Raw genomic sequence first — 25,516 nt, 5'->3', positions numbered from 1 at the left:
TTCGTCCGGCACCCCGGCCGGATCCTCGATGCCGACCAGCCGCGCCACCTCCGCCGCACACGTCAGGAACGAACTCGCCTCTGCGGCCTTCTTCTCTTCATCGGCCACGGCCGCATTCTCCACCGGGTGTCGCCCGGCCGGTTCGGCGGATCGGGTTCGGCCCGGAACGTCGTGCACGTCCGGTCCGACCGGGTTCGGACGGCGGGTTCGGGGGCGGGTGCCTATGGTGGGTATGGGAGGGCCTGGGGGTCACCCGAGGAGGGTGTCGTGCGCCACCTCATCCAAAGCCCCGGCTCGCGGGCGCATGCCCGTACGGTCGCCTTGGTGTGCGTCCTGGCCTTGGCGGGCCTCGGGGCGGCCCCGAGCCCAAGTCCGAGTCCGAGTCCGGCGCCGCAGATCCGCTGGGGTGCCTGCCCCGTGCCGGCGAAGGCCGCGCCCGACGGGATGCAGTGCGGGACCATCGAGCTCCCGCTCGACCACGCGGACCCGGCCAAGGGGAAGGCCACGGTGGACCTGGCCCGGATCCGGGCCGTCGATCCCGGCAAGCGCCTCGGCTCGCTGCTGCTGAACTACGGCGGGCCCGGCGCCTCCGGCATCGAGGACCTGGCCGCCGACCCCGAGTCCTTCGCCGTCCTGGGCGAGCGGTACGACCTCGTCGCCTTCGACCCGCGCGGGGTCGGCCACAGCGACCCCGTCACCTGCGAAGGCGAGGGCCCGGTCTCGGCGGAGCTGGTCACCACCGGTGGATTCGACGCGGCCGAGGTGCTGGGCGAGATCCGCGCCCAGGCCCAGCGCTGTGCGAAGGACTCCGGCCCGGTCCTCCCGTACATGGGGACCGTCGACGTCGCCCGCGACATGGACGTGTTGCGCGAGGCCCTCGGGGATCGGAAGCTCAACTTCCTCGGCTTCTCCTACGGTTCCCGGCTCGGCGCCGTGTACGCGGCGCTATTCCCGCAGCGGACCGGCCGCATGGTCCTCGACGGAGTCGACAACCTCACCGACTCGCTGGCCGAGCGGTCCCTGACCACGGCCCGGGTCCGGCAGCGGTCCCTGGGCAACTTCCTGACCTGGTGCGCCCGTCGCGACGACTGCGTCTACGGCACTGACACCGCTACCGCCGGCGAGAAGGTGGCTGCTCTCATCGAGCGGCTCGACCGCAAGCCGCTGGTCGGCGACGACGGTACGGAACTGACGGGGCAGCTCGCCGCGGGCGCCGTCGGCCAGGCCCTCTTCTCCAAAGCACTGTGGCCCGACCTCGCCGACGCGCTGGCCACGGCCGAGCGCGACGGTGACCCGGCGGGCTTGCTCCGGCTCCTCGACCTCCACGTCGAACCCGCGGGGGAGGAGCCGAAGGACCAGGGCCCCGATCAGATCCCCGCGGACAACTCAGGGGCCGCCCTCATGGCCGTGAACTGTGCGGACGACCCGGACCGGTCCCTCGACCAGGCCTCCCCAGCCGCCGCGCAGAAGGAGGTCGCACGCCTGGAGGAGGAGTTCCGCAAGGCGTCGGCGGTCTTCGGGCCGCACCTGCTGGGGCTGGCGCTCACCTGCTACGGCCGCCCCGCCGGCACCGACTTCATCCAGAAGATCGACCACCCGGGTGCCCCGCCGATGCTGCTGGTCGGCACCCGGGGCGACCCGGCGACCCCGTACGAGTGGACCGAGAAGACCGCCCAGCGGCTCGGGTCGGCGGTGATCGTCGACTACAAGGGCGAGGGGCACACCGGCTACCTGTCCTCGTCCTGCGTGCGCGGCTACGTGAACCACTTCCTGCTCGACGGGCAGCTGCCGGCCAGGAACCGGACCTGCCCGGACGAGGGCTGACGAGGGCCTGGAGGGGCCGGTCCGACCGGGTTCGGGCGGCGGGTTCGAGGGCGGGGTGGGTATGGGACGGCCTGGGGGTCACCCGAGGAGGGTGTCGTGCGCCACCTCATCCAAGCCCCGGCTCGCGGGCGCGTGCCCGTACGGTCGCCGTGGTGTGCGTCCTGGCCTTGGCGGGCCTCGGGGCCGCCCCGAGTCCGAGTCCGGGCGCCGCAGATCCGCTGAGGTGCCTGCCCCGTGCCGGCGAAGGCCGTGCCCGACGGGATGCAGGACAGTCTCCACACGGCCACGGGCCGCCACCCCCACCCAGGGCGGCGGCCCACAGCCATACCTGCCCGAACCACGGAACAGCCGACAACATCACATGTCATGGACGGCTCAGACACTGGGACTTACGGCTTCCGTGGGCGGAGACCGTCTACCACCGCACTGTGCACGTGGCTCGAAAGGCGACGTCCGGGCGGCGGAGCAGGCCGGTGACTGCAGTGGCGGCGATGGTCTCGTCGCGGGCACGGCCCGCCTCGCCCACGCGCAGGGCCGACTCCCCCTCCGGCGTGTCTTTGGTGTTCCGTTCCCGGTGAGGCGGTATCGGTGGCGGGCGGGCTCGGGGGGCCCGTGCCGGTGACACACGTGAGCGAGGAGCACGGCTGTGGCCATGATCGGACTGTTCTGGATCACTCCGGACGCCGTGTACGTGGGTTCCCCGCCGACCGCCGACGGGGGCTGCGTCCGGCTGAGCGCCGACGGGTTGGAAGCCTTCGACTTCGACGGCTCCCGGAGGTGGACGTGGCAAGCACTGCGGTCCGCGGTCGTCGAGGAGGTGCCCACCGAAGGCGCGGCCGGTCGCGCACCGAAGTTCCTCGGGTCGCTCCTCTCAGCCGTGACGGGTGCCTTCCTCGGCGAAGGGCCGCCCGAAATGAAGCTGAGGCTGGAGACCGAGTACGGGCCGGAGGAGGTGAGGGTGTACTCGGCGGCGGCCGGAGGCTACGGAGCCGAGGAGGCGGCGCTCTCGCAGGAGCTGCTCGCACGCTTCGTGGCGGGAACGGCGGATCCGCAGGCCGTGGAGGAGTGGGGTCGCGAACACGGCCTGGAGGGCACTCCGAAGCCGCGCGTGCGGGAGAACCTGCTGCGGTCCTGGGCACACGTGTGAGCCCGGCCGCACTGTCATCCCACCCGTTACCGTATGGCAGGTGGCGGCGGTCTCTGTCCGCGGAGGAACAGCAAGCGCCCCGCCTGTGAAGCAGGCAGGGGCATGGTGGGCAGTCAGAGGTGGACCCTGGGGACTCGGTCTGGGTAGCTGCCCCACCTCTTGTACAAGCCCCTTTCCCGCTTTGGCCGCCGCCCCGAGCCCGCCGCCCCCGTCCGCTGTGGTGGAGGGGCGTGCCGTGGTGTGCGGCGCGCGGCTCCCGATCCGCCTCCACACCGGTGACTGCCGGGACACCGGCAAGCGCCGCGTCCCCGCAGTACCGGACCGGCTCCGCGTGCGCGGGTGCGGCGGCGGACGAGCCGACGGTTCTCCAGCACGCTCCGCCCGCGGGTGGCCAGAGCCTCCCCGTCCTTTCGGACCATGGCCGCGACGGAGTCACCAGCGATCTGCGCCTGCTGCGCCTTGCTGTGGAGCCTGGTGGGGATGACCGCAGCGGGCCTGGCCTTGGACCGCAGGTCCCCGAAGATCTTCGTGTGGCGGGCGTGCTGGTTGCGTATGGCAGCCTCGCTCATGCCGCCTTCCTCGCCACGCCAGCCCCCACATGGCCCCTCCCGCGCGCGAGGAGGTGGTCGCCCTGCGCAGGATGGCCCCGTGGGGCTCGCGCCGGACGCCATGTCCGGCCCGTCCGTTCGGAGTCCCCGCACCGGCCCGGACGCGACCACCCCAGGAGAAACAGGAGGCGCAGCACCATGTTGTTCTTCTACGACCAGACCACAGGGGCCGCCGCAACGGGCGAGCTCGACGCATCGGGCGACTATGTCAACCTGAAGGACTTCCCGGCCGGACAGTTCGGCCACTGGACGCACATCGTGCGCGGCGGCGGAGAGCTGTTCTTCTACAGTGGGGAAACGCGGGCCGCAGGAACGGGCAGGCTCGCCGCTGACGGCGACTATGTCAACCTGAAGGACTTCCCAGCCGGACAGTTCGGGGACTGGATGCGCATCGTGGCGGGCGGCGTCCTGGTCTTCTTCTACGACCGGAACACGCGGGCCGCCGCATCGGGCCAGTTCACCGCCGACGGCGACTACGTCAACCTGAAGGACTTTCCGCCCGCACAGTTCGGGGACTGGAGCCACATCGTCTCCGCCGGCGGCGACTTCTCCCCCCGCTACTTCTTCTACAACCAGGGCACGGGGGCCGCCGGATCGGGCGATCTCCTGGACGACGGCGACTACGCCCACCTGAAGGACTTCCCGGCCGGACAGTTCGGGAAGTGGACCCACGTCACCTTCGACGAGGGTTCCTCCAAACTCTTCTTCTACAACCGGGACACGCGGGAGGCCGGATCGGGGAAACTCGACGCGGACGGCGACTACGTGCACCTCCAGAGCTTCCCGGCCGGACAGTTCGGGAGCTGGACCCGCATCGTGTCGGCCCATCGCAAGATCTTCTTCTATGACCAGGACACGCAGGCCGCCGCATCGGGCGAACTCGATGACGGCGGCGGCTACACGCACCTGAAGCACTTTCCGGCCGGACAGTTCGGCTACTGGAGCAACATCACGGTGACCCAGGATGGCACTCCCTGACGGGCCGACCCAGCACACTAGAGCGCCGACGGTCGGTGAGGAGTTCCGCCAGGCAGTCGGCGAATGCGGTGAGCCAGTCCAGGCGCGGGCCGCCGCGGGCGATGCGGAAGCCGTGGCTGCGGCCCCAGAAGGCCGCCTGGACGGCATGGAACTGGGCCCAGCGCTGCACGCGTTCGCGATCGAGCTCCGCGGAGTCGGCGAACACGTCCAGGATACGGTGGACCGCCTTGTGCGGGTCGTCCGCTTCGATGAGCGCCAGCGCGCGTGACTTCAGCAGCGTGCCGCCGTCGTACGCGGGATCCCCACGTAGCCCTTGGGGGCGACAGCCAGCCACGGCTTACGGCCGGCGCGCAGGATGTTCGCGGGGTGGAGGTCACCGTGGACGAGGATGTCCAGCTGGGTGCGGCCCAGCTCCCGGACGGTTGCCACGGCGGCGTCCAGTACCCCGCGCGGCAGGGTGTGCGACAGCTCCTGGGCGTCCGCGCGCGGCTACTCCTCCCCGGTGTCGGCCTGCTCGCGTAGCCGGGGCAGGCCGGGGTGCTCGTCGTCCCGCTCCAGCAGGAGGACGGCGCCGCGGCCGCCCCAGGCCGCGTCCTCGCCGTCGCGCCCACACCTGCCTTGGCCGCCAAGCTGCCAATGTGGAAACTGACCGCCATGCTCCGGCGAGCCTGAGGTTCCCCCGAGATGCGGGTAGAGGTGACAGAGGGTCAGATGGGTCTCATGAGAGGAGCCCAGACGATGCCTGCACCGAGGAAGTACCCGCTGGAGTTGCGTGAGCGTGCGGTCCGGATGTATCGGACCGCCGAGCCGAGGCCCGTGATCCGTCGCACGGCCGAGGATCTCGGTGTGCACCACGAGGCCCTGCGCAACTGGATCCGCCAAGCCGAGGCCGAAGCCGGCGAGCGAGACGACATGCGCACCACCGCCGAGCGTGAGGAGCTTGTCGCCCTGCGCAAGGAGAATGCCCAGCTCAAGCGCCAATGAGGTCCTGAGAACGGCCTCGGCTTTTTTCGCGGCCCAGCTCGACCCGACCCGGCCCAGGTGACCGCGCTCCTCGACGAGCACCCGCACCTGGGGGTCGAGCCCGTACTTCGGGAACTGAACGTCCCCTCCTCCACCTACTACCGGTGGCGCCAGGTCGAGACCGAGCCGTGGGAACGGCGACGCCGGGACGCCGAGCTGACCGGCAGGATCCGTCAGGTCCACGACGAGTCCGGCGGGATCTACGGCTCACCCCGCGTGCACACCGTCCTCAAGCGTGAGGGCGTCCACGTCGGCCGCAAGCGCGTTGAGCGGCTCATGCGTCAGGCCGGCCTGGCCGGGATCAGCCCCCGCCGGGGCAAGGGCTTCACCCGCCGTGACCCGGACGCGGATCTGGCCCCTGACCTGGTCGGGCGCGACTTCACCGCGAACGGGCCGAACCGGCTGTGGGTCACCGACCTGACCATGATCGCGACACTGGAGGGCCCGCTGTGGCTGTCCGCGATCCGCGACGCGTTCTCGCGCCGGGTCGTGGCCTGGGAGACCTCCGCCCGCGCCGACGCGGACCTGGTCCTCACCTCGCTGGAGTATGCCCTGGCCAGCCGCGAAGTCGCCCCCGGCGAGCTCGTTCACCACGCCGACCACGGCTGTCAGCACACTTCCGTGAAGCTCACGACACGCCTGGTCAGGGCCGGCATCCAGGCGTCCATGGGCTCGGTCGGCGACTCGTTCGACAATGCCCTGGCGGAGAACCTGTGGATGGTCATCAAGACCGAGTGCATCCGCGGCCGCGTCTTCGCCACCAGGGCCGAGGCGAACCTCGCGCTGTTCGAGTACATCGACGGCTTCTACAACCCCCGCCGCATCCAGAAACGGCTCGGATACCTCAGCCCGATCGAGTACGAGGAGAAGCACTACGCCAGCCAGGCAGCGACCGAACCAGCGAACCTGAAACCACGTCAACCCGCTCTGACCAGCTAGTCAGCCACTCCCGCACAGCGGGGGAACCTCAGTCCGCGAACATGGCCGCCGGGAACAACCTGCCTCGGTGCTCGGCCAGGAACGCGAACACGCTTCCCGCCGGAATCAGGTCACGGCAGGTCTCCCAGACGTCCGGCCCGACCGTGTCTCCCACCCATTCCCCCATCGCCACAACACGAGTCTGGCCCCACCGTTCACGCGGTGGGACCAGAACCCAAGATATTCATCGGTCTTCTAGGCGCGGTTCGCCGTGGCGTGCACGGAGCCGAGCAGGCTGAGTGCCTCGGCGCTGGGGCTGCCGGGTTCGGCATGGTAGATGATCAGCTGCTGGCCGGGGGCGTCCCGCACGTCGAACGCGTGGTGGGTGAGGGCCAGACCGCCGACGTCCGGGTGGTGGAAGTGCTTGTTCTCCCGGGTCTTGCCGCGCACGGTGTGGGTGTTCCACAGCCGGGCGAAGTCCGGGCTGCACGCGCCGAGTTCGCCTACGAGAGCCCGCAGGCGTGGACTGCCCGGATCGATACCGGACGCCTGGCGCAGATGGCCCACCACCGTCTCGGCCGTCCGGTCCCACCGGGGGTGGAAGGGCCGACCCGCCGGGTCGAGAAAGACCATGCGGGCCAGGTTGTCCATCGGTTCAAAGGGGGAGTACAGCGCCTCGGCCAGGACGTTGGCGGCCAGGATGTCCAGGATCGGGTTGATGACGAACGCCGGAGTGCTAGGGTAGCCGTCCAGCAGGACGCGCAGGGCGGGGGCGACCCGGTCGGTGGCGGCGACGGGCCGCTGGGACGGTGCGGTTCCAGACAGTTGGTGAAGGTGCGTCCGGGCGTCCGTATCCAGCAGCAGCGCGCGGCTGAGCGCATCCACCACCTGCGCGGACGGGTGGCGTTCGCGGCCCTGTTCCAGCCGGGTGTAGTAGTCCGCGTTCACCCCTGCCAGTACGGCGACCTCCTCGCGGCGCAGCCCGGCCACCCTCCGCACGCCATGGCTCGGCATCCCGACCTCGTCGGGCCGCACGGCCGCCCGGCGCGCACGCAGGAACTCACCCAGCTGGTTGTCGGTCATTCACCCAGGCTAGGCCGTGGGCCCAGCGTGGTGCCTGGGTGTACCGCACCCCGGCAGCACACGGCCTGGGCCGCCCGGAACACCCCGCCCAGACTCGGTGTCCTACCGAGCGAAGGGCACAGTCATGTCAGACCGGACAGCCAAGGTCGTAGCGATCACCGGCGCCAGCAGTGGGATCGGCGAGGCGACCGCCCGCCGGCTCGCCGCCGACGGCCACCGCCTGCTCCTGGGAGCACGGCGCACCGATCGCCTGGACCGACTCGTCAGGGAGATCACCGCCACGGGCGGCACGGCGGCGACCCGGCACCTGGACGTCACCGAGGCCGCCGACGTCCAGGACTTCGTGGCAGCAGCCAAAGAGCGCTACGGCCGCTTGGACGTGATGGTCAACAACGCCGGGGTGATGCCGCTGTCGCCGCTGGAGGCGCTCAGGACGGAGGAGTGGAACCGCATGATCGACGTGAACATGCGGGGTGTCCTGCACGGCATCTCCGCCGCCTTGCCCGTGATGCGCGCGCAAGGCGGCGGGCACATCGTGAACATCGCCTCCGTCGGCGCGCACGAGGTCTCTCCCACCGCCGCCGTCTACTGCGCCACCAAGTTCGCGGTTCGTGCGTTCTCGGAGGGTCTGCGTCAGGAGTCCGCCGGTGACGTCCGGGTCACGCTGGTCTCGCCGGGCGTCACTGAGTCCGAACTTGCCGACGGCATCGCGGACCCGGTCGCCCGGGCGGCCATGCGGACGTACCGCGCCGTGGCCCTGCCGGCGTCCGCGATCGCGGACGCCGTCGCCTATGCGATCTCCCAGCCGCCGCACGTCGACGTCAACGAGATCGTCGTACGACCTGCTGCGAGCGCCCAGTGACGGAAGGAACCGGAATGCCGCACACCCCCGTCCTCGACCCCGCCCTCGACGACCTGGCCCGCAGAGTACGGGCCCTGGAGGACCGGGACGCCCTGCACGCTCTCATGATCCGCGGCTGGCGGGCACTGGACCGCAAGGACTGGCGGACCTGGTCCGCCTGCTGGGCCGAAGACGCCGTGCTGGAGTTCGGGCCCTGGGGGCGGACCCAGGGAAGGGAGGCCATCCGCGCGAAGGTGGAGGAGGCCGAGTCGCCTTACACGAGCATCCAGCACCACATCCTCAACCTGCACGTGGACGTGGACGTGGCAGGCGACCGGGCGACCGGCATCGGATACATGTGGTTCGTCGCCGTCACCGCTCCCGGGAGAACCTCCGCCCCCTACTCCATGGGCGGCCCCTACGACTGGGAGTTCCGCCGGAACGGGGACGGCTGGCTCTTGGTCCGGCAGCGGCTCGGGGTCTTGTGGACCGACGGCGACGACACCCTGCGCGCCTTCGAACCGGAGTGATCACAGCTCCCGCATGGCCCGCGCGAGCCGTACGCCGTGAGCAGGTCCAGGAGCGGGTGGGCTGCCTAGAAGACCGATGAAGATCTTGGGTTCTGGTCCCACCGCGTGAACGGTGGGGCCAGACTCGTGTTGTGGCGATGGGGGAATGGGTGGGAGACACGGTCGGGCCGGACGTCTGGGAGACCTGCCGTGACCTGATTCCGGCGTTGTTCCCGGCGGCCGCAGGTGGGCGGCGGACGGCACGTTCGACCGGATGCTCCGTTCCACGCAGGCGAAGGCCGACGCGGCTGGTGACATCGACTGGCTGGTGTCGATCGACTCCACCATCGTCCGCGCCCACCAGCACGCCGCCGGCGCCCGAAAAAGGGGCTCCGCAGCCCGGCTCTCGGCCGGTCCCGAGGCGGCCTGACCACCAAAATCCACCTGGCCTGCGACGCCCTGGGCCGCCCGCTGGCCTTCGTCCTGACCGGCGGGAACACCAACGACTGCACGCAGTTCACCGTCGTGATGGATGCGATTCGCGTGCCGAGAATCGGGCCCGGCCGGCCCCGGACCAGGCCGGCCCACGTCATCGGCGACAAGGGCTACAGCTCCAAGGCGATCCGGTCCTGGCTGCGACGCCGCGGCATCAGGCACACGATCCCCGAACGGGCCGACCAGGTCCGCAACCGGGTCCGGCGGGGCCGCCTCGGCGGCCGCCCGCCGGCCTTCGACCGTGAGACGTACAAGCGCCGCAACGTCGTGGAACGGTGCTTCAACCGCCTCAAGCAATGGCGGGGCATCGCCACCAGGTACGACAAGACCGCCCAGTCCTACACAGCAGCCGTCACCCTCGCATCACTCCTGATGTGGGCCTGACACTTTGACGACAACTCCTAGCACGCCACATAACGGAGCAATGCGCATCACCACCGCACCAGCACCACCCACCGACTAGATGCGCGTCCGTCGCCTCTACGCGGCCGTCCTCATCGACGACCACGGCACCGACGGGTGAACCGCCGTCCCGGCCCCGGCTCCACCGCTCCCGCTCCTGGGACGAGGCTCTGATCCGGCGCCTGCACAACGCGGGCATGTCAGCTGATCCCAGCTCGACGTCATGGTGCTGCGGCGCCTGTGCGGCTTCCCGCCCGAGAAGGTCTCCGACCTCCTCGGCATCCCGCTCGCTGCCGTCCGGTCCGACGAACGCCACGCCAACCGCTTCCTGGACGACACCATCGAGCTGCCGCCCCGAACCGGAGGACCCACCCCATGACCACGCTCGAAGACCTGCTGTCCAGGGCACTGCTCGTCCCCGACCGCGCCGTGCCCCGCGACACAATCCCGCCTCGCGGAGCCGGCCCCGGCACCCGCCCGGTCGTCGCACCGGGCCGAACTGATGACCTACATGCCCACCGCGGTGGCCGTCGGCTACCTCCGCGAACCCGAGAGCGAGCTGCCCCTGCCCGGCCCAGGCTTCGCCTGCAAGATCCGCACCTTACTCGCCGCGGCCGCCGAACGACCCGACGGCCCCAGCGACCTCCCGGCCCGGCCCCATGCCCGCCCCGCCCTGCGGCGAGACGCCGACCGGCCCACGCGACAGGTCCACCGCCAAGTCGACGAGGCCGCGACCCACTGAACCATCCCGCCGGCCGTGCCCCCCGCGCCTGCACGGGGGGCGCGGGCCTGTGCGGTTTTCCCCAGGACATCGTCGATGAGGCGAGCGCTGTGACGGTGCACCGCACCCGATGCACCGCACGGTGGACACCACCCGGTGCAGTGCATCCGATGACGACATCGTGCACCGGCTGGCGATGCGCCACACCCTCGTGCGCACCACGCCGGCGGACCCAACCGGTGCACTGATGCGCCGCATCGGTAGGGTGCCGCCGGTCGTCGAGAGCCCCTATCACAGACCCCCTTGACCGAGGTCTGGTCAGGGCTCCAGCGGGCGTGGTCAAGGGAAAACGCGTCGGGTGGCGAACCTGGTCAAGGGGAAACTCGTCGTCGGCCCACTCTGGTCAAGAGGGTGCCCGGGTACTCGGTGTACCGGACCCGGCCTGCGCATCCGGTGCAGAGCATCGAGTGCCGCGCATCACGATGCGCACACCGGGTGAGCCGCGCTCTCTGTCGGGCAGTGAGCCTCCGCCGACTTGAAGTCACTGGGCAAAGGGCTGGTGTGCCGATCTGTCGGGGTGCTCATGCTGGTCGTGGGCGGCGGTCTGCGGAGAAGATCGTCCGTCAGCATGCACCGGATCGTAGAGGGCCGCAGGACCGCAGCGGGTATGAATCAGAGACGGTCAGCTGCCAGCTTCTGCTGTTGACCGCTTGTTCAGGAACCGCTTCGCCGCCTCGATTGCTTCCCGGTTGAGTTCCTCGAGGGAGACTCCCCAGCTCTCCTCCCAGCCGTCCAGGTTGTGCGCGCAGTGGACAAGCGGTTTCAGCTCTTCGGGGTAGCCGAGGTCGTAGGCGATGTCTGCCCAGATGAGGTGCGTGCCGGTGGCGGGATCCAGGGTTCCGTCGGCGATCTGACCGGCGACCCAGTCGGCCATCGCCCACTTTGCGGCCCGAGGACCGGCGGGAGGACGGAAGAACAGCCCCAACTCTTCCAGTACCTGGTCGAAGAGTGCTGGCGCGTCGGGCTCTTCGCTCCGGAGGAGGCCGGCCAGCATGGCGAGAGAGGGGCTCTCAACCCCGGCGATCAGCGCGTCCAGCCCTGCCTGGATGAGCCGGTCTGACCCGACATGCCTGTCGAATGCCCTCTCTCGCGCGATATGGCTGAGCTGCTTGAGGGCGTCTTCCCTGGTCATCGGAGTCTTCTCGGTCGGCATCTGGGGACAAGAAGGCTCGCACACCCGCCGACACGGCTGCACCATGTTTCCCTTCGGGTCGACCGCGCTGACGGACGATCTTCTCCGCGGACTGCCGCTCACGACCAGCGTGAGCACCCCGACACGCCGACGCACCAACCTTTTGACCTGCGACTTTAAGTTGGCTGAAGCTCGGTGTCCGACACCGGATGCCGGGTAACCGGTGAGTTCCAATCGGTGGGTTCCATCGGATGGATTCCACTGTGGTGTGCATAGACCGAAGCGGCCTCCGCTCTCACGCGCACCACGATGTCCTGCACCCGCACGGCACCGGTTCACGCGCCACCACCCCCTTGACCACGTTCGACCCGGCTTGACCAGGGTTGCCACCCGGCACGTCTCCCCTTGACACAGCACGTCCCGGCCGCCCATCAGGGAGTGGTCAAAGGGATGCGCGATAGAGGGCCCCGCCACCGCGCCGCGCACCTGATGCGGCGCGGTGGCGTGCACCGTGATGCCCGGTGCGGTGCACCGCCCGGCGGTGGTGCGCACCCGATGCGCGCGGTGCGCACTACACGATGGAAAGGCGCACCGGGTGCGCGCTGACCGGTGCAGGGTGGGCATCGAGGGCCTGGCCCACTCCGACCGCCTCCAGCTGGCGCAGGACACCGGCGACGTCCTCGTGGTCGTCGGTGAGGATATGCCCGGCGAAGTCGATGACGGTGCGGGCGATGCCCTCCGCCGCATCCGGTCCGGCCTGCGCCCACCTCCGCAGGGAAACCACCAGGACCCGCCCGAGAGCCTCCAGGGCGAAGGATTCCGCGGACACCTCTCCCGCCTCCGGGCCGGGCAGCGCGGTGACCGGGACGACGATCCGCGTCGCGACATCGACGAGCAGCTCGGGCATCCGCGGCTCGGCGAACTCGCGGGCGGCGTCGATGTCGTCCGCCTGGACGGCCCGGAGGTAGCTGAACGTGCTGATCGCCGCGCCCGGGGTCATCGGGGCCAGCGGCATGATGGTGGTCTCGGGCATGACAGCTCCTCACATACGGGCCGCTTCGCTGTTCGCGGTGGCCTCGGAACCGATGCTCGGGCTGCGGCCCTGTGGACAGAGTCCGGCGCCGAAGGGGGAGAACTCTCCCCCGTCCCGGTTGATCACGATGCGGTCACGGCGGAGGGGTTTTCCGAGGCCGGTGTCACACGAGCGCCGAAAACCGCACCTGTAGCAGGTGAATGGCGGGATAGGCCCGCCCCACCCTCCAGGAGCACCCTGTGGCGAGCACCGCCGACGAGCCTGAGCAGACCCCTGACCAGGCCCGCAACACCCCCTCCGTGGCCCCCTCCATCACCCCCTCCGCGCCCCGTCCTCACGGGCCGGGTGTTTCCGCAGGTCAGAGCCGCCGGGCAAGGGGGCGCCGGAGCGCCGACAACCCTCAAGTTCAAAGGAAGCCTGTTCACAGGAGGACTTCGACCGGACCTCGACGCATGGAACTGCTGCAAGCGCTGGGGATCTTCCAGAGGGCGACGCCCGGTCAGCTGTGGAAGCTGACTCGCCCGGACAACCAGCACGACAAGCTCACCCGGGACAACCTCCTGGATCTTCAGGACCACCACCTGGTGAGGATCGAATCGGTCCAGGAAGACCAGCGACAGGTATGGGTACTCACCAAGAGGGGACACGGCGAGGCGAAGAAGCTGCTGGAGCCGAAGGGCATACGAATCTCGGTGCTGCGCGAGGAAAAGTACCCCCCGGTCACCGGGAAGCTGCTCGACACCGGATACGACGACCACGCCGCAGCGGTCACCTCGACAGCCGCCGAACTCCACCGCGCCGGGATCGGCCACCGGCTCGGCTTCCAGACCGAGATCGGGCACCGGCTGGGCAACACCTTCGTGCAGCGGGCGGACCTGGTGGTGCGGGCGCCGGCGGCCGGGGTGCCGGTGCTCCTGGTAGAGGTCGACCGGCGTACTGAGGACGCCCACGAGCTGGTGCAGAAGCTGCACCGGTACTGGGAGTGGGGCCGGCTGCTGCCGTCGGGCGCGGACCAGCGCACCGTGGACCTGGTCCGCTCCCGGCCGGACGCGATCGAGACGGTCGACCACGAGAGGCGGCTGTGGCGCCGGGTCTACCCGCCGACCGGCCGGGAGGGCCTGTCTCCGGTGGCGTTCGTGTTCGCGGACACCACGGAGGCGAAAGTCGCCAACACGGTCGCCGTGCTGGAAGAGGCCGGCCACCGCTACTGGGCACCGCGCCGGTACGACACCTACGAGCGGGGGATTACCGCACGGGACTACGGCCAGGCCGTGCCCGTTCTCGTCACCACCCTGGAGCAGCTCCAGGAGCACGGCGCCGACGGGCCGGTGTGGCGGCGGCTGGGACGGTCCGGCGAGCAGTCGCTGACGGCCGCGCTCGACAACCCCGACGGCGAGGCCCTCTACCGCACCCAGGTCGCCCGCGCTGACGAGAGGGCGGCGCAGCGCCGGGCCGCCGAACGGGAGGCGCAGCGGCCGGTGTGCAGGCGGTGCGGGCAGAAGTTCACCGACGAGCGCTGGGAGGAGATCACCGCGCGCGGCGGCGCCTGGACGGCTGGGGACCTGACCGTGTGCGGCACCTGCCACGCCGACGACGTCGCCCGCGAACAGGCCGCCCGCCTCCAGGCCGCAGTGCCGCGGCCCCCGGCGGACGACCGGGAGCCGGCCAGGCCCGGCCGCGGCCTCTTGACCGCGACGCCCGCCGGGCAAGCCCAAGGGGAGCCAGGGCAAGCCACCCCGCGGCCCGGCTTGCTCACCCCCGCCGGAGCGGGGCGGGCGGCGTCATCGGTCACCGTCAGCCCCGGCTTCCCGGCGAGGCCGCTGGGCCGGTGACCGATGACCGGTCACCGGCGCGGCGGGTGTTGCACGGACCGGTCACGGGGCTGACGTGCTCGTTGACCGATCGCGGGAGCTGGATCGGTCACGCTCGGCCGTGGTGACCGGTCACGGGCCCCGCTGGGCAAGCCCTCGGCTCGGAGGGCTTGCCCAGCGTCCGGGCCGCAGGACGGGACGCCTTCCAAGGTCGTGGCAGCACCGTCTGGGACGCGGCGGCCCGTTGCCGGCCGAAGCCTCCTTGGGGGTCGTACGACGGAGTCATGAGACGACACCATCACGACAACGCCAGGCTCGTGCCGACCTTCCCGGGAGACATGTGGCACGCCCTCGCCTCCTTCCTTGGAGCCCACGCCGATCCCGTCGGCAACCTCCCACCCCTCGACCGCCCCGACGCGTTCCTCTCTCTCACCCGGCCCGGCGACATCGCAGTGTCCTCGTCCCCTCCGGTGATGTCCAGGACCACCAGGCCGGGCTCCGCGATGTGCTGCTCGTCGATCGGCTTCATGAGCCCCGCGACGGTGCTGGAACCGGACCGGTTCGCCGCCGGCCCCGGGTCCACCCGCACGAGGGACCTGGCTCAAGCCGCGGGCATCTCCCCGGTCGGCAAGCCCTGTCGGGATGCGGCCCCCGTCGCGGCCCCAGTGGCCAGGGCCGCACCCCGTACGTCCGAACGTACTTCGGGGCCGAGGTCACGGTGTGGCTGCCGGTGGGCGGCCGCGCTCTGCTGCCTCACCCGTTCGCGTGCGGCCAGGTGCCAGTGGGGGCGACGGGAACAGGCTGGGCGCATGTCCGCGAAGCTGATCGTCTACCCGCCCGATGAGCAGGGCTGGCGTCGGGTGCGCTACGACGGCGTCGCCATCGGGGTGGCGCACCGGCTGGCCGACATCCGGGTCTTCCTCGCGGCCGCCGGGCTGGAGAACGCCGAGGACGTGGACCTCACCGACCCCGACTTCGTGGAGTGGCGAGGCGTCGGCCCAGAGGTGTGGGACCCTCCCGCTGATCCTTCGTGAGGGTTGCACCGGCGGGCGGCTGGAGGGTTGTCTGCACGGTTGCACTAGGCGGGGGACCGCAGGTGTGACCGGAGGTGGGACCCCCCGAATCTGGTGATCTTGCATTCTCGCAGGTCAGAGGCCGTGGGCAAGCCCCCCTCGGAAAACGACACCTCTTTGTCCGCGATAGCTGGAGGAAGAGGTCTGCTTCGGGTTCGGGCCCGGCGGCGGCGTCAGGGGTACATGTACCGGTATGGCTCGTGAACGGATCCGGTGGCCCCTCGTCGTGGACCGCGCACGGGAGATCGTGGACGGGTACGCGCCGCTGAAGGTCACGCTGCGGCAGGTGATGTACCGCCTCGCCGCCGAGGGCGTGCTGCCGCACACGCCGCCGATGTACCGCCGACTGTCCGCGCAGCTGGCCCGGGCCCGCCGCGAGGGCCACTTCCCCGACCTGATCGACACCGTCCGCGCAGTCCACGTCCCACCGGCCTGGCCGAGCGCGGACGCCTTCGTACGGGAGATGCCCAGCTGGTTCCGCCTCGACCGCACCGAAGGCCAGGAGCACGCCCTGTACGTCGCAGCCGAGAAGGACACCCTCCGACAGCAGCTGACCGGCTGGCTCGAGTTCGCGGGCATCCCCGTGCTCATCGTCCGTGGCTTCAGCTCCCAGTCCTACGCCGACGTCGTCCGCGACCGCGTCGCCCACGAGTGGCTTCGTGCATCTCTAGGAACAGCGTTTCTCGAACGGTTCCGGAGGCAGTTTGTGATCAACCGGCTCGCGAATCTCGACGAGAAATGACGGCACCGTCGTGTCCGCGAACGTGGGACGGCCAGCCGGCCAGCCGCCCTGCCGGGCGGCTGGCCGGAGGCAGGTAGCTGTCATGCGTCAGCTGCTCTGGTCCCGATCTCCGGTGCTCTGGTCGTGTGCGGCTCGGCGGTTGTCACTCGACGTGGAGTCACGAGTCATGCGCACGTTTGGCAGTTTTCCTCGCCAGATCTCCCGCTCACCTGTGGTCTTGAACCCGTAGCGCTCGTAGAAGCGGACCGCTCGCTCGTTGTATTCGGTGACCCATAGATGTATAGGGCAGCTTCCCGCCCAGCTGAGGAACTCGCTCATCATGCGGCCTCCAACACCTTGGCCCTGGGCTTCGTTGAGCAAATACATCGGCCCGAGGGTGACCACCTCGTCCCGGCGACCGCAGAGGAAGCCGACGATCTCCGCCTTGCAGCGGACGACGCGGCAAAACAGCAGGTCCGGTCGCTGCTTCGCCGCCTCGATGAACTCCCGCCACTGGGCTATGCCTTCTGCCGTGGCGGAGGCACCGCGGTGCTGATGGATCCAGGTCTCATCGATCCCCACTGCCTCGTTGGGATACGTCTGCAGCCAGATCTTCAACAGCAGAGGCCCAAGAGATGCGGCGTCGTTGACATGGGGGAATTCGATCACGTGGGTCATGGCAACCATCCTCGCCAACGCTCCCCGAACGCCGCTCACGTTTCTTAGGCAGTCGCGGCAGAGGTCATACGGCTTTGGCGGGCTCCTCTGCCCGTGCCCGAGTACTGGCCAGGCGGTAGGAGTCGGTGCCGGTCTCGAGCCAGGCCGCACTCCACGTCGCCGCCATCCTCATCTGGACTCGGTCTTGAGCGGCGAGGAACCTACCCGGAGGCGCTCGCCAGCCATCCGGTGGCGCTCACGACCTCGCGCGCTATGTCGACCACAGCCCGTCCGTCGGTCGCCACCCGCACCGTGTCTGGGGGCATCTGCTCATCCAGAATCCGCGCTTTGCGGGCGCTGCCCTCCAGCTCCTGCTCCAGCTCCGAGCCCAGTTCCCGGCCGGTCAACCGCTCACGGGCGGTGGCGTCGGACGCGGTGAGCACCACCCGCACGATCCTGACATTCGCACCCATGGCGCGTAGGAACATGCCCTCGTTTTCGGCCAGGACGCTCACCGTGTTCGTGTAGATCAGGCGGCGGTACCCGAGCTCGGCATAGTTCGACCAGAGCGCCGTCAGATTGCGCTCGGCGATCTTCCTGCGGCGCGGATCCCCCTCCGGGGCGGGATGGGCCTGGCCCATGAAGTCGCCTTCGATCACACAGTGGGCAACCGTCGCAGCACGCAAACGTGCCGACACCTCCCACCCCACGGTCGTCTTGCCGACGCCAGCGCGCCCTCCGATGAGCAATACCTCTGCTTGATCCATAACTTCACCCTGCCACCGAGCAGTCGAACCACACGAACCAAATGTGCGCGGATCAGGGAGACAGGCCCTAGTCTCACGCGCACCGCCTCGTCCAGCTCCACCTGCACCGCGTACGCCCGTGCCACGCCGACCGCCCTTCGCACCTGTGCCCCACCGACAGGAGTGGATCATGGCGCACTGCGGCAGGAGCAGGCACGATGGCGCCATGCCGAAGAGCCCGCCCGAGTCGATGAAAGACAACCTGCGCCAGCGCCTGGACGAACACGGGCGCACGCGTTGGCAGCTAAGCGGAGTCGACGTGCGATTCCGCGGTGCCTTCGCCTACGTCGAAGGCCGTCTCCCCGGCGGCGCATACGTACCGCTGTGCCGCCTTCGCTTCGGCGGCGTCCTGCATACTTGGGGCTTCGCGATCTACCTCGCCAGCAAGGGCATCTACCACGACAGCCTCCTGCCCAGCGGCCTTCCCGTCGGCTCACCTGAGGAAGCATTCGACTGCGCGTGCAGCCTCTACCTCAGTGACCCCGACGCCCTCGCGACACCCTCAACGATCTAACGCGGTGCAGCACTAGCAGTTGAGAGGCTGGCTCGTCCGACGCAGCAGCGGCGAGCCAGCCTCTGAAGACGAGGATCTGGCACTGGGACTACCGAAGGCACCGTGCGCGAGAGGCCGGGGAGGGCTAGCCGACGCGGTGAACTCACGGTCAGCCGCGTGCACCACACCTCTTGCACACGCTATTGTCGTCCCGACCGCTCCTGAGCTGCGTGGATTCGAACCGCACGCTCGCGGCGCCCCGGAGAATGGTCGGCGACTTCGACTGCTCGGGCGAGGACATCGAGCGGGACTGGGTGGAGCGCACGGGCTGCTGGAGCTCGGTGGCCCGGGTGCTGCTCACCTACGAGCAGGTACGTGCGTACGGGCTCCCCGGCGACCGAGGGCAAGCGTGGCGACCCGAGGTGGCTGGCCTTCGCCCGCCGCTACGGCTTCGACATCGAGCATCCGGTGCAGTGGGAGGTGGAAGCGCTGGAGCCGGACGAACTCCAGCGCCTGGTCCTCGCCGCTGTCGACCCGTACATCGACCGCGACGTCCTCGCGCAGCAGATCGCCCGCGAGGAACAGCAGCGCCGCGCCCTGGAGGAGTTCGCCGGTCGGTGGGGCACGGAGTGAGCCTTGCCTGGCCTCTACGGCCAGGCGGCGACTTCCTCGATGGTGTCCGCGATCAGGACGGGAAGGTGTTCCATGGCCCGTTCCAGAATCTTCTCGATGGGCACCGCGTGTCGGCTGCCGTCCACGTTGATGTGGTTCGCCCACTGGGCGGGCTGGTAGCGGGCGAGCATCGACAGCGCGTACAGCACTGCCCACCACGCCATCAGCGGGTGGAGTTCACGTGGCAGGCCCGCGACGGTGGGGAAGAAGTAGCGATGCCCGGCGTACTTCCGGGTCATTGTGGAGAGGCGTTCCAAGTGCTCCTCTCGGGTGCCTGTCTCCGCGGGCATCTTCCAGTGCATGTAGAGCCAGCCGGCGTTCGGGTGGTGACGCACGTAGTCCGGCGCCGCATCGGATCCCGCCCGGCGACGCGCGAAGTCCTCATACCCGGCGGTGCCGGGGTAGCTCTGCAGGAATTCATCCAGTGCCGTGCGACTGCCGTCGTCCACGACGAACTCCGCGACCGCGACCGCGCCCAGCCCCTGCTCGCCGGCTTCTTCGCCACGCTCCTTGACCGCCCACCCGCCGGTCCGTCTCGAGTGCCGCTGCCCGCCCAACCCTGATCGGGGCTTGTTCTCCCGTCCCACAAGCACTCCAGTGCTGTCGTTCTGCCGCCAAGTCCCGCTAAGTAGTCCAGTTCATGCCACTTGGGGTGGTAGTCGATGCTCTGCAGCTGCTCCGCTGCCTTCAGATCCCGCAGCGCGTTCGGGGATCAGGGCGTCCGGCCCGGCAGTTGCACGGCCGGGGGCATGTCGTTTAGCGCCGGTTGCCACTTGTCCGAGGTGACCACCGCCCTCAACTGAGCCGGGCTCAATGGCGGGTTGGGGCGAGAGGACGTCGTGGTCTCCATCGGCGGAGCGTTCTTTTCGGACAGCTCGATCAGGAACCCCTGCGGGGTCACGAGCGCGGCCCGCCATTCCTTGATGTCTATGGCGGGGTTCTGGGCCACGTAACCCTGCTGGGTCAGCAGCCTGGAGCCATCGGCCAGCTGCTCCGTCGTGCAGGCGTCGTCCGGCCGCACATCCTTCTTCCTACAAAGGGTCGCGATGTTGGCCATGCTGCCGTTCGGGTCCACCGCGACCAGGGTGAGCCTGATCGCCACTCCGCCCTTGCCGTCGTCGTACACACCGGCGACCCCCGCGCCGTGGCCGCCGGTACCGTTCGCATGCTCTACGGACAGAGTCCCTCCCGGCAGCAACCCCTTGAACACCTCGACCAGCTGTGCCGCGGAGACCGCGCCGGTACCGCCGGGCGGCAGCTCCGGGGCGCCGCCCCCGCCCCCGTCGGACCCTCCGCCCGACGGTTCCGGCGGCGCCGCGATCTCCACCCGGCCCGTTCCGTCCAGCAGCCCCCCGGCGTAGGCACCGACCGCGCCGATCAGGGCCAGGGACAGCACCGATCCGCCGATCACGGCGGCCCGGCGGCGGGCCACGAGCCGCCGTCCGCGCCGCTCACCGGCTTCCACCAGGGCGTGCCGGTCGGCCGTGAAACCGTCCCCCGCACGCCGGAGGGCTTCGCCGAGCTCGTCTTCAAAGGGCATGGGGAACCAAACCTTCCGTTCTCAGGGGGAGTGCAGAGGACCACACCGGCACGGGGCCGCCCACCGGCGGCCTGGCTATTTCCGTTCTCAAAGGCCCGCGAACTCACTGATGCTGCCGCCCAGGTGCTCCCTGAGTCGGCCGAGCGCCCGCGAGGTCCTGGTACGGACCGCCGCCGAGCTGGTGTTCATCGCGTCGGCGGTCGCCTCGATGCTGCGGTCCTCCCAGTACCGCAGCACGAGCACCGCCCGGTCCTTGGGCGCGAGCCGCCCCAGGGCCTCCAGCAGCGTCAGCCGCAACGCCGGATCGCCGGGCCCGGACCCGGATCCGGCGGCGGCCGCGCCCGACTCGGGGAACTCCCCGACCGGGCGCTCTCCCGCGGACCGCCGGCGCTGGTGGGTCAGGAAGGCCCGTACGAGCACGGTCTGTGCGTACGCCGCCGGATTGTCGATACGGGAAACACGCCCCCAGAGCAGGTACATCCTGCCCAGGGTCTCCTGCACGAGGTCCTCCGCGAGATGGGTGTCCCCGCTGGCCAGCAGACAGGCCGACCGGTACAGGTGCCCCGATCTGCCCTCCGCGAACTCACGGAACCCGTCTCCGCGACCCTGCCGCATCTACTCCCCCTCGCGTCGTCTCACCCCATCGACGCGACGGAGACTGGGGAATGTTTCACCCGAGTTCGTGGAAGTAGACGTGGAACTCCTATCGCACGAAGCCCTCCGCCTCGTACAGCCCCCGGGGATCTCGTCCCTGGTGCGGATCGTAGGGGAGCGAAGGGCACTTGGTGCCCCAGTGCGCTCTTCGCGCACGGGGGCAGCGGCTCAGGCCCAGTCGACGCCCAGCTTCGTGAGGGCGGCGAGTTGGTCGGCTGTGAGTTTGTTGCGTCGGCTCTTGGTGTTGGAGACCCATACGCCGAGCTTTACGATCACCGGCTCTGCCTCGCCCTCGACCGTGATCTCCTCGCCGTGGGTCCTCGGGACCGGCCGGTGGGCGCCTTCCCGTTCCACCCACTGCGTGAGGGCTGTCAGTCCCCGTTGGAACGCCTGCTGCGCCTTGCTCGGCCCCTTCGCACCACGACTGGCTGCCAGGGCCGGAGGCGGCGTCTGGGCGGGCTCCACGCCCAGCGCGGTCAGTCGTTCCTGCTGTTCGGGCATCAGCCGCGCCCAGGTGGTCGGCTGCTTCTGTTGCTGGAGCCAGCGTCCGATGTCGTCGCCGTCGAAGACGACGCCCGGCGCGATGTGGGGCAAGACACCGTCGGCGTCGACCAGGTCCGCGAGGACGCGGTGGTGGCGCTGCCAGTCCAGCGGCCACGGGCAGTCCCAGTCCTCGTCGATCGCGGTCAGCTGCGCCGCACGTTCCGCGGCGCGGTCCGGGTCCTTGCCCAGGCCGTTCTTCGCGCCCTTGCGCCGGAGGTTGGCCATGTGCTGGCCGATGGGCACCATCTTGTCGTCTTCGCCCCACGTGGCGTCCTGGCGGGGTGCGAGGTGGCCGGTGGCCTTCCGGTAGGACCGCAGGGCGGCGAGCTTGGCTTCCCACGCTTCCTCGCCGGGTTCCCACACCATCCCGGCCTCTGGCGCGTCCAGCAGGGTCTTGCGTCGCTCCTCGAGCTCCCCGGCGCGCAGGGCCTTGCGCTGCTGGTGTACCCATCGTCCGAGGGGGAACGCCTTGGTGACGCCGACCTCGGTCTCGGTGTCGTATGGGACGGCATACAGCCCGGTGATCCCGTTCTCGGCCCGCCATCGGATCAGGGCCTGGTAGCCCTCCAGCCACACCAGGGACTCGGGCCGGTAGACCCGGGTGCGCAGGAACGCGGCGATGGTGGCCGCGTCCCGGGGAGAGGAGAAGTGGAGCAGGGCCGACTCCGCGGCGGCGTCGGTGTCGTCCTGCTCCTGGTCCTCGCCGCCGGCGCCGACGATCTGCCCGTCCTCACCGCGGCGCAGGTGGACCTTACGCTTCCCGCTGGTGAGGGCGCGGGAGGCAAGCTGCTCGACCAGGCGCTCATCATGACTGCGCAGGCCCTGGAGCACGGCGACCAGCCCGGCATACGAGGCGGAGGCGACCATGTCGGTGGGGTTCTCGCCCGGCTCCAGGAATACCGGCACGATGATGCGCGCGATCTTCGTGGTGCCGTCGCGGTTGAGGCGGAGTGCGCGGCCGATGTTTTGGACGATCTCGACTTGGGAGCCGCGGGTGTCGGCGAAGCAGATGGCTTCTACGCCGCGCTCGCCGGTGATGTCGACGCCTTCGCCGAGGACGCGACAGCTCGCGAGGAAGGCCCGGTGTACGCGGTGGCCGGTGGCGTCGATGCCGTTGGCGAACTGGCGCAGGACCTCGCGTCGCTCGGTGACGAGGTGGTCGCCGCACAGCCACGCCGACCACACGCGGTCCGGCGGGACGTGGCGGCCGGCCTCCAGCTCGTAGAACTCGGCGTCGATCGACGACTTCGGGAGCTTGTCCGCGGCGGCCAGGTCGGCGTCGGTGGCGTCGTTGAGGTAGAGCTCGGCGGCGGTCTCGGGGAGCTTGTCCGCGAATGCGGCGGCTTCCTCGACTTTCTGGTGGAAGGTCATGACGGTACGGAGGTTGTACGCCGCGGTGTGCTCCAGGAGTGCGGTCTGCAGGAGCGCCAGGCGCCGGCCCCGCCGCGCTTCCTCCGACTCGCCGAGGACGGGGGAGGGGTCGCGGATCTCGAGTACGTCGATCTCGAATCCGGCGAGGATGCCCCGCTCGATTGCCTCGGAGAGCCCGAGTTCGGCGAGCCATGCGCCGTAGGTGCCGTCCGGGTCGTCGGCCATGCTTGCGATCTCTACCTCCTGGCCCTCGGTGCCCTTCTGCGGGCGGGCCGCTGCCAGGATGCGTGGGGTCGCGGTGAGGTAGAGCCGGAAGTCGGCGGGGATGCGGGTGTTGTCGTGGATCGCGGCGCACGGGCGCCCGAGGTCGCCGGCTGTGCCGTGGGCCTCGTCGACGATCGCGAGGTCGAAGCCGTCCATCTGTTGTCCGTAGAGCCGTTCGCCGCCCGCCAGGGCGGCCTCCAGGGGCCCGCGGACCTTCCGCTGTCCCTCTGGTGCGTCGATGTCCTCGCGGTCCACGAGGGAGGCGTACGTGGCGAACACGACGATCGGCCCGGAGGCGGCCCACAGGGCGAGCTGGATCGGGTTGGTGGTGGTGCGGACCCCGAGGTCGTTGAGCACGGGGTCGTTCTCCAGTGAGCACACGGCGATCATCGGGGCCCGGTGGCCCATCTGGCGCCATGCCTGGGCGGTCTGGGCGAGGAGGTCCAGGGTGGGGACGGTGACGAGGATCCGGCCGCCCGGGAAGGACTCCAGCGCGCATGCGGCGGCTGTGATCGTCTTGCCTGATCCGGTCGCGGACACGATGGTGCCCCGGGCCCCCTGCGGGGGTACAGATGACCTTGCAGGGAATCCCACCCATTTACGGAACGCTGACTTCTGATCGACCTGGTGCTCACGGAGCTGGATGTCGCTGGGGGGTGGGTGGTTGCGGTGTCGGCGGCTCGGTGAGCTGGGGTGTTGAAGGTAGGTTGCGAAGGGGGTCTGCGGGTCTCGGGGTGGTTTGACCTGGGGTTGTTGCGGGTTGGTTGAGATTCTTGCGGGTGTTGTAGATGGCGTCTGGGTCTAAAGGACCGAGGCGCCATTTCGTGTCTTCTGGGTGTTTGTGCAGGTCAGCTGGGTGTTCGGCGGGTGGGGGTGTGGGTTTCGGCGTGGTGGTCGAGCCGGGTCGCGTCGAGTGTGGTTTTGGTGATGCGTTCGGTGCCGTCATGGATGGCGGTGATCGCGGCTTGTCGGATGAGTCTGGTGAGGCTTCCGATGCGGCCGGCGGTGCGCCTGTGGAGGTAGGTGGTGTGGCGGGGGAGGGTGCCGGGTCGGTGGTGGTGGAGGTCGAGGGCGTTTTCGAGGTCGGTGACGGTGTCGGTGAAGGGGTGCCGGTTGCCGTGGCGTGCGGGGAGGGGCCCGCACTCGATGAGTGAGGCCCTGCCTGCCAGCTGGGGGCCGCGGACGCCGGTGAACGGGGGCGTCTGCGGGACGTCGATGCCGGCGTAATGAGTTGGCGAGGGCGTCGGTGAAGTCGGCTTCGTGCGGGTCGGGGTCGGGGTGGCGGATGGCTTGGGCGCGGACGCGTTGCCAGGTGCGTTCGTTGAACGGTTAGTGGGTGTGATCGCGGTGAATCCACGGGAGTGAACGCAGAGACCGAGACACACGATGGGGTGGACTACCCGCCGACCGGCAGCAACGCACCTCCCGCCTCTGCTACCGTCCATGAGCCTGCAACACCTCAACCCGGCGGGCGCGAGTTCCAGCCCAACCCGCCGTCACCTTCAACAGGCCGCTTACTCAGGCCGGCTGGTCATAAGGCCCATGCCACGAGGCCGGCGAACTCCGCTCGGCAAGTCAGGCCCCAGCACGAGATACCCCCTAGCACAGTTTCAATCTGGATAGCAGAATGAAGCAACAGGCTGGCCGACCTCACCGTGAACCACGAGACTGCTACGCCCGGCCCCAGCCTGCCCGTCACTCGACTGACAGGAATCGGCATACGGATGACAGCGGACTTCGCGATCCGCTACAGCAGCACCAGCACAGCGGTGGGCGGAGCCCAAGCCGCAGGAACTCCGCAGGCCAGGAGAAGCCCAGACACACCGCCTGCCCTGCTGCCAGCCGCCCGCGCAGCGGGCTGGTCCTGGAGGCGGAGCCGGAAGGACCCGGGCCGGGGGAGCGAAGCGGACCCGCCCAACGGGCCGAAGGCCCGGACCCCGTGAAACGGGGTCACCCAGGCCTGCAACGCAGGCCGTTCGGGGTGAAGCGAAGCGGAACCCCGAACCGTCCGCAGCGCAGCTGCGGACACCGGCCCGAAGGGCCGGCCCTGGGGGGGGGGGGGGGGGAAACCACCAAAAACAACAAAAGGGTTCCCCCCCCCCCCACCAAACGGAGAGGAACGCCCCCCCTAGGGGCG

The 25,516-nt window shown here is 69.9% G+C and carries 24 protein-coding genes and 3 pseudogenes; 14 read left to right on the top strand and 13 right to left on the bottom strand.

The window, feature by feature from the left end; all coding sequences use genetic code 11:
* Positions 1 to 417 precede the first annotated feature (417 nt).
* The 3 genes from AC068A_RS30995 to AC068A_RS30985 all read left to right on the top strand — a co-directional run bounded on the left by AC068A_RS30995 (position 418) and on the right by AC068A_RS30985 (position 4,557).
* Positions 418 to 1,824 (top strand): alpha/beta hydrolase, encoded by a 1,407-nt coding sequence (locus AC068A_RS30995; protein ID WP_478589586.1) that lies wholly within the window; start codon positions 418 to 420, stop codon positions 1,822 to 1,824.
* A gap of 646 nt (positions 1,825 to 2,470) precedes the next feature.
* A complete protein-coding gene (locus AC068A_RS30990) occupies positions 2,471 to 2,971 on the top strand; it encodes a hypothetical protein (RefSeq protein WP_478589585.1) in 501 nt (166 codons plus the stop codon).
* 746 nt (positions 2,972 to 3,717) lie between these two features.
* Entirely contained in the window at positions 3,718 to 4,557 is an 840-nt protein-coding gene (locus tag AC068A_RS30985; protein WP_478589584.1) for a hypothetical protein, read from the top strand.
* On the opposite strand, the pseudogene AC068A_RS30980 reads toward AC068A_RS30985, so the two are convergent.
* Positions 4,529 to 4,986 (bottom strand): annotated as a pseudogene (locus AC068A_RS30980) (aminoglycoside phosphotransferase family protein). The gene AC068A_RS30985 and the pseudogene AC068A_RS30980 sit on opposite strands and share 29 nt — an antisense overlap.
* 309 nt (positions 4,987 to 5,295) lie before the next feature.
* On the opposite strand from AC068A_RS30980, the gene AC068A_RS30975 reads away from it, so the two are divergent.
* Together AC068A_RS30975 and AC068A_RS30970 are read left to right on the top strand one after the other, a co-directional pair.
* On the top strand, positions 5,296 to 5,541 hold the full coding sequence (locus tag AC068A_RS30975) for a transposase (RefSeq protein ID WP_478589583.1): 246 nt from the start codon (positions 5,296 to 5,298) through the stop codon (positions 5,539 to 5,541).
* A gap of 57 nt (positions 5,542 to 5,598) precedes the next feature.
* On the top strand, positions 5,599 to 6,519 hold the full coding sequence (locus tag AC068A_RS30970) for an IS3 family transposase (RefSeq protein WP_478589582.1): 921 nt from the start codon (positions 5,599 to 5,601) through the stop codon (positions 6,517 to 6,519).
* A gap of 28 nt (positions 6,520 to 6,547) precedes the next feature.
* On the opposite strand, the gene AC068A_RS30965 is transcribed toward AC068A_RS30970, so the two are convergent.
* Together AC068A_RS30965 and AC068A_RS30960 are read right to left on the bottom strand one after the other, a co-directional pair.
* On the bottom strand, positions 6,548 to 6,673 hold the full coding sequence (locus tag AC068A_RS30965) for a hypothetical protein (protein ID WP_478589581.1): 126 nt from the start codon (positions 6,671 to 6,673) through the stop codon (positions 6,548 to 6,550).
* Between the two features lie 80 nt (positions 6,674 to 6,753).
* Complete coding sequence (locus AC068A_RS30960) at positions 6,754 to 7,581, bottom strand: helix-turn-helix transcriptional regulator (RefSeq protein ID WP_478589580.1); 828 nt, start codon at positions 7,579 to 7,581, stop codon at positions 6,754 to 6,756.
* Positions 7,582 to 7,705: 124 nt separating this feature from the next.
* Here AC068A_RS30960 and AC068A_RS30955 point away from each other — a divergent pair, with 124 nt between their 5' ends.
* The 4 genes and pseudogenes from AC068A_RS30955 (at position 7,706) to AC068A_RS30940 (ending at position 10,207) form a co-directional block, all read left to right on the top strand.
* Positions 7,706 to 8,443 (top strand): SDR family oxidoreductase, encoded by a 738-nt coding sequence (locus AC068A_RS30955; protein WP_478589579.1) that lies wholly within the window; start codon positions 7,706 to 7,708, stop codon positions 8,441 to 8,443.
* A gap of 14 nt (positions 8,444 to 8,457) precedes the next feature.
* Complete coding sequence (locus tag AC068A_RS30950) at positions 8,458 to 8,952, top strand: nuclear transport factor 2 family protein (protein ID WP_478589578.1); 495 nt, start codon at positions 8,458 to 8,460, stop codon at positions 8,950 to 8,952.
* A gap of 223 nt (positions 8,953 to 9,175) precedes the next feature.
* Positions 9,176 to 9,810, top strand: a pseudogene (locus tag AC068A_RS30945) (IS5 family transposase); the annotation flags it as partial.
* A 241-nt stretch (positions 9,811 to 10,051) separates the two neighbouring features.
* On the top strand, positions 10,052 to 10,207 hold the full coding sequence (locus AC068A_RS30940) for a hypothetical protein (protein WP_478589577.1): 156 nt from the start codon (positions 10,052 to 10,054) through the stop codon (positions 10,205 to 10,207).
* A 1,024-nt stretch (positions 10,208 to 11,231) separates the two neighbouring features.
* Here the strand turns inward: AC068A_RS30940 and AC068A_RS30935 are convergent.
* Both AC068A_RS30935 and AC068A_RS30930 read right to left on the bottom strand, forming a co-directional pair.
* Complete coding sequence (locus AC068A_RS30935) at positions 11,232 to 11,741, bottom strand: hypothetical protein (protein ID WP_478589576.1); 510 nt, start codon at positions 11,739 to 11,741, stop codon at positions 11,232 to 11,234.
* A 571-nt stretch (positions 11,742 to 12,312) separates the two neighbouring features.
* Positions 12,313 to 12,774, bottom strand: coding sequence for a hypothetical protein (locus AC068A_RS30930; RefSeq protein WP_478589575.1), 462 nt, complete (start codon positions 12,772 to 12,774; stop codon positions 12,313 to 12,315).
* A gap of 452 nt (positions 12,775 to 13,226) precedes the next feature.
* Here AC068A_RS30930 and AC068A_RS30925 point away from each other — a divergent pair, with 452 nt between their 5' ends.
* Entirely contained in the window at positions 13,227 to 14,606 is a 1,380-nt protein-coding gene (locus tag AC068A_RS30925; protein WP_478589574.1) for a replication-relaxation family protein, read from the top strand.
* Between the two features lie 277 nt (positions 14,607 to 14,883).
* Here AC068A_RS30925 and AC068A_RS30920 read toward each other — a convergent pair whose 3' ends face one another.
* Positions 14,884 to 15,114 (bottom strand): DUF6207 family protein, encoded by a 231-nt coding sequence (locus tag AC068A_RS30920; protein WP_478589573.1) that lies wholly within the window; start codon positions 15,112 to 15,114, stop codon positions 14,884 to 14,886.
* Between the two features lie 280 nt (positions 15,115 to 15,394).
* Between AC068A_RS30920 and AC068A_RS30915 the strand changes: the two genes are divergently transcribed.
* Together AC068A_RS30915 and AC068A_RS30910 are read left to right on the top strand one after the other, a co-directional pair.
* Complete coding sequence (locus AC068A_RS30915; RefSeq protein WP_478589572.1) at positions 15,395 to 15,619, top strand: hypothetical protein; 225 nt, start codon at positions 15,395 to 15,397, stop codon at positions 15,617 to 15,619.
* A 232-nt stretch (positions 15,620 to 15,851) separates the two neighbouring features.
* Positions 15,852 to 16,400 carry a hypothetical protein gene (locus AC068A_RS30910; RefSeq protein WP_478589571.1) on the top strand — a complete coding sequence of 183 codons (549 nt, stop codon included), beginning with the start codon at positions 15,852 to 15,854 and terminating at the stop codon, positions 16,398 to 16,400.
* Between the two features lie 87 nt (positions 16,401 to 16,487).
* Here the strand turns inward: AC068A_RS30910 and AC068A_RS30905 are convergent, their stop codons facing one another.
* Together AC068A_RS30905 and AC068A_RS30900 are read right to left on the bottom strand one after the other, a co-directional pair.
* The gene (locus AC068A_RS30905) at positions 16,488 to 17,057 is read right to left on the bottom strand and encodes a GNAT family N-acetyltransferase (protein ID WP_478589570.1); all 570 of its coding nucleotides are present in this window, start codon (positions 17,055 to 17,057) and stop codon (positions 16,488 to 16,490) included.
* 200 nt (positions 17,058 to 17,257) lie between these two features.
* Positions 17,258 to 17,803 (bottom strand): AAA family ATPase, encoded by a 546-nt coding sequence (locus tag AC068A_RS30900; protein WP_478589569.1) that lies wholly within the window; start codon positions 17,801 to 17,803, stop codon positions 17,258 to 17,260.
* Between the two features lie 205 nt (positions 17,804 to 18,008).
* Between AC068A_RS30900 and AC068A_RS30895 the strand changes: the two genes are divergently transcribed.
* Both AC068A_RS30895 and AC068A_RS30890 read left to right on the top strand, forming a co-directional pair.
* Positions 18,009 to 18,356: a hypothetical protein gene (locus AC068A_RS30895; protein ID WP_478589568.1), complete on the top strand. Its 348-nt coding sequence runs from the start codon at positions 18,009 to 18,011 to the stop codon at positions 18,354 to 18,356.
* A gap of 354 nt (positions 18,357 to 18,710) precedes the next feature.
* Positions 18,711 to 18,968: a hypothetical protein gene (locus AC068A_RS30890; protein ID WP_478589567.1), complete on the top strand. Its 258-nt coding sequence runs from the start codon at positions 18,711 to 18,713 to the stop codon at positions 18,966 to 18,968.
* 14 nt (positions 18,969 to 18,982) lie between these two features.
* Here AC068A_RS30890 and AC068A_RS30885 read toward each other — a convergent pair whose 3' ends face one another.
* The 5 genes and pseudogenes from AC068A_RS30885 to AC068A_RS30865 all read right to left on the bottom strand — a co-directional run.
* A complete protein-coding gene (locus tag AC068A_RS30885; protein WP_478589566.1) occupies positions 18,983 to 19,594 on the bottom strand; it encodes a YaaC family protein in 612 nt (203 codons plus the stop codon).
* Between the two features lie 125 nt (positions 19,595 to 19,719).
* Complete coding sequence (locus AC068A_RS30880; RefSeq protein ID WP_478589565.1) at positions 19,720 to 20,547, bottom strand: hypothetical protein; 828 nt, start codon at positions 20,545 to 20,547, stop codon at positions 19,720 to 19,722.
* Positions 20,548 to 20,634: 87 nt separating this feature from the next.
* Complete coding sequence (locus AC068A_RS30875) at positions 20,635 to 21,162, bottom strand: SigE family RNA polymerase sigma factor (protein ID WP_478589564.1); 528 nt, start codon at positions 21,160 to 21,162, stop codon at positions 20,635 to 20,637.
* 207 nt (positions 21,163 to 21,369) lie between these two features.
* Positions 21,370 to 24,024 (bottom strand): helicase associated domain-containing protein, encoded by a 2,655-nt coding sequence (locus tag AC068A_RS30870; protein WP_478589597.1) that lies wholly within the window; start codon positions 24,022 to 24,024, stop codon positions 21,370 to 21,372.
* Between the two features lie 203 nt (positions 24,025 to 24,227).
* Positions 24,228 to 24,605 (bottom strand): annotated as a pseudogene (locus AC068A_RS30865) (TniB family NTP-binding protein); the annotation flags it as partial.
* Between the last annotated feature and the right edge of the window lie 911 nt (positions 24,606 to 25,516).

The organism is Streptomyces sp. NPDC043854, assembly GCF_056436005.1.
The sequence above is the reverse complement of the archived record's forward strand: the minus strand, read 5'-3'. Positions and strand labels throughout refer to the sequence as shown.

Bases quoted from the DNA above. Each gene is read 5' to 3' on its own strand.
- AC068A_RS30985 (WP_478589584.1), top strand. From the start codon at position 3,718: ATGTTGTTCTTCTACGACCAGACCACAGGGGCCGCCGCAACGGGCGAG.
- AC068A_RS30975 (WP_478589583.1), top strand. From the start codon at position 5,296: ATGCCTGCACCGAGGAAGTACCCGCTGGAGTTGCGTGAGCGTGCGGTC.
- AC068A_RS30960 (WP_478589580.1), bottom strand. From the start codon at position 7,581: ATGACCGACAACCAGCTGGGTGAGTTCCTGCGTGCGCGCCGGGCGGCC.
- AC068A_RS30955 (WP_478589579.1), top strand. From the start codon at position 7,706: ATGTCAGACCGGACAGCCAAGGTCGTAGCGATCACCGGCGCCAGCAGT.
- AC068A_RS30950 (WP_478589578.1), top strand. From the start codon at position 8,458: ATGCCGCACACCCCCGTCCTCGACCCCGCCCTCGACGACCTGGCCCGC.
- AC068A_RS30940 (WP_478589577.1), top strand. From the start codon at position 10,052: ATGGTGCTGCGGCGCCTGTGCGGCTTCCCGCCCGAGAAGGTCTCCGAC.
- AC068A_RS30935 (WP_478589576.1), bottom strand. From the start codon at position 11,741: ATGACCAGGGAAGACGCCCTCAAGCAGCTCAGCCATATCGCGCGAGAG.
- AC068A_RS30930 (WP_478589575.1), bottom strand. From the start codon at position 12,774: ATGCCCGAGACCACCATCATGCCGCTGGCCCCGATGACCCCGGGCGCG.
- AC068A_RS30925 (WP_478589574.1), top strand. From the start codon at position 13,227: ATGGAACTGCTGCAAGCGCTGGGGATCTTCCAGAGGGCGACGCCCGGT.
- AC068A_RS30920 (WP_478589573.1), bottom strand. From the start codon at position 15,114: ATGAAGCCGATCGACGAGCAGCACATCGCGGAGCCCGGCCTGGTGGTC.
- AC068A_RS30915 (WP_478589572.1), top strand. From the start codon at position 15,395: ATGTCCGCGAAGCTGATCGTCTACCCGCCCGATGAGCAGGGCTGGCGT.
- AC068A_RS30910 (WP_478589571.1), top strand. From the start codon at position 15,852: ATGGCTCGTGAACGGATCCGGTGGCCCCTCGTCGTGGACCGCGCACGG.
- AC068A_RS30905 (WP_478589570.1), bottom strand. From the start codon at position 17,057: ATGACCCACGTGATCGAATTCCCCCATGTCAACGACGCCGCATCTCTT.
- AC068A_RS30900 (WP_478589569.1), bottom strand. From the start codon at position 17,803: ATGGATCAAGCAGAGGTATTGCTCATCGGAGGGCGCGCTGGCGTCGGC.
- AC068A_RS30895 (WP_478589568.1), top strand. From the start codon at position 18,009: ATGCCGAAGAGCCCGCCCGAGTCGATGAAAGACAACCTGCGCCAGCGC.
- AC068A_RS30880 (WP_478589565.1), bottom strand. From the start codon at position 20,547: ATGCCCTTTGAAGACGAGCTCGGCGAAGCCCTCCGGCGTGCGGGGGAC.
- AC068A_RS30875 (WP_478589564.1), bottom strand. From the start codon at position 21,162: ATGCGGCAGGGTCGCGGAGACGGGTTCCGTGAGTTCGCGGAGGGCAGA.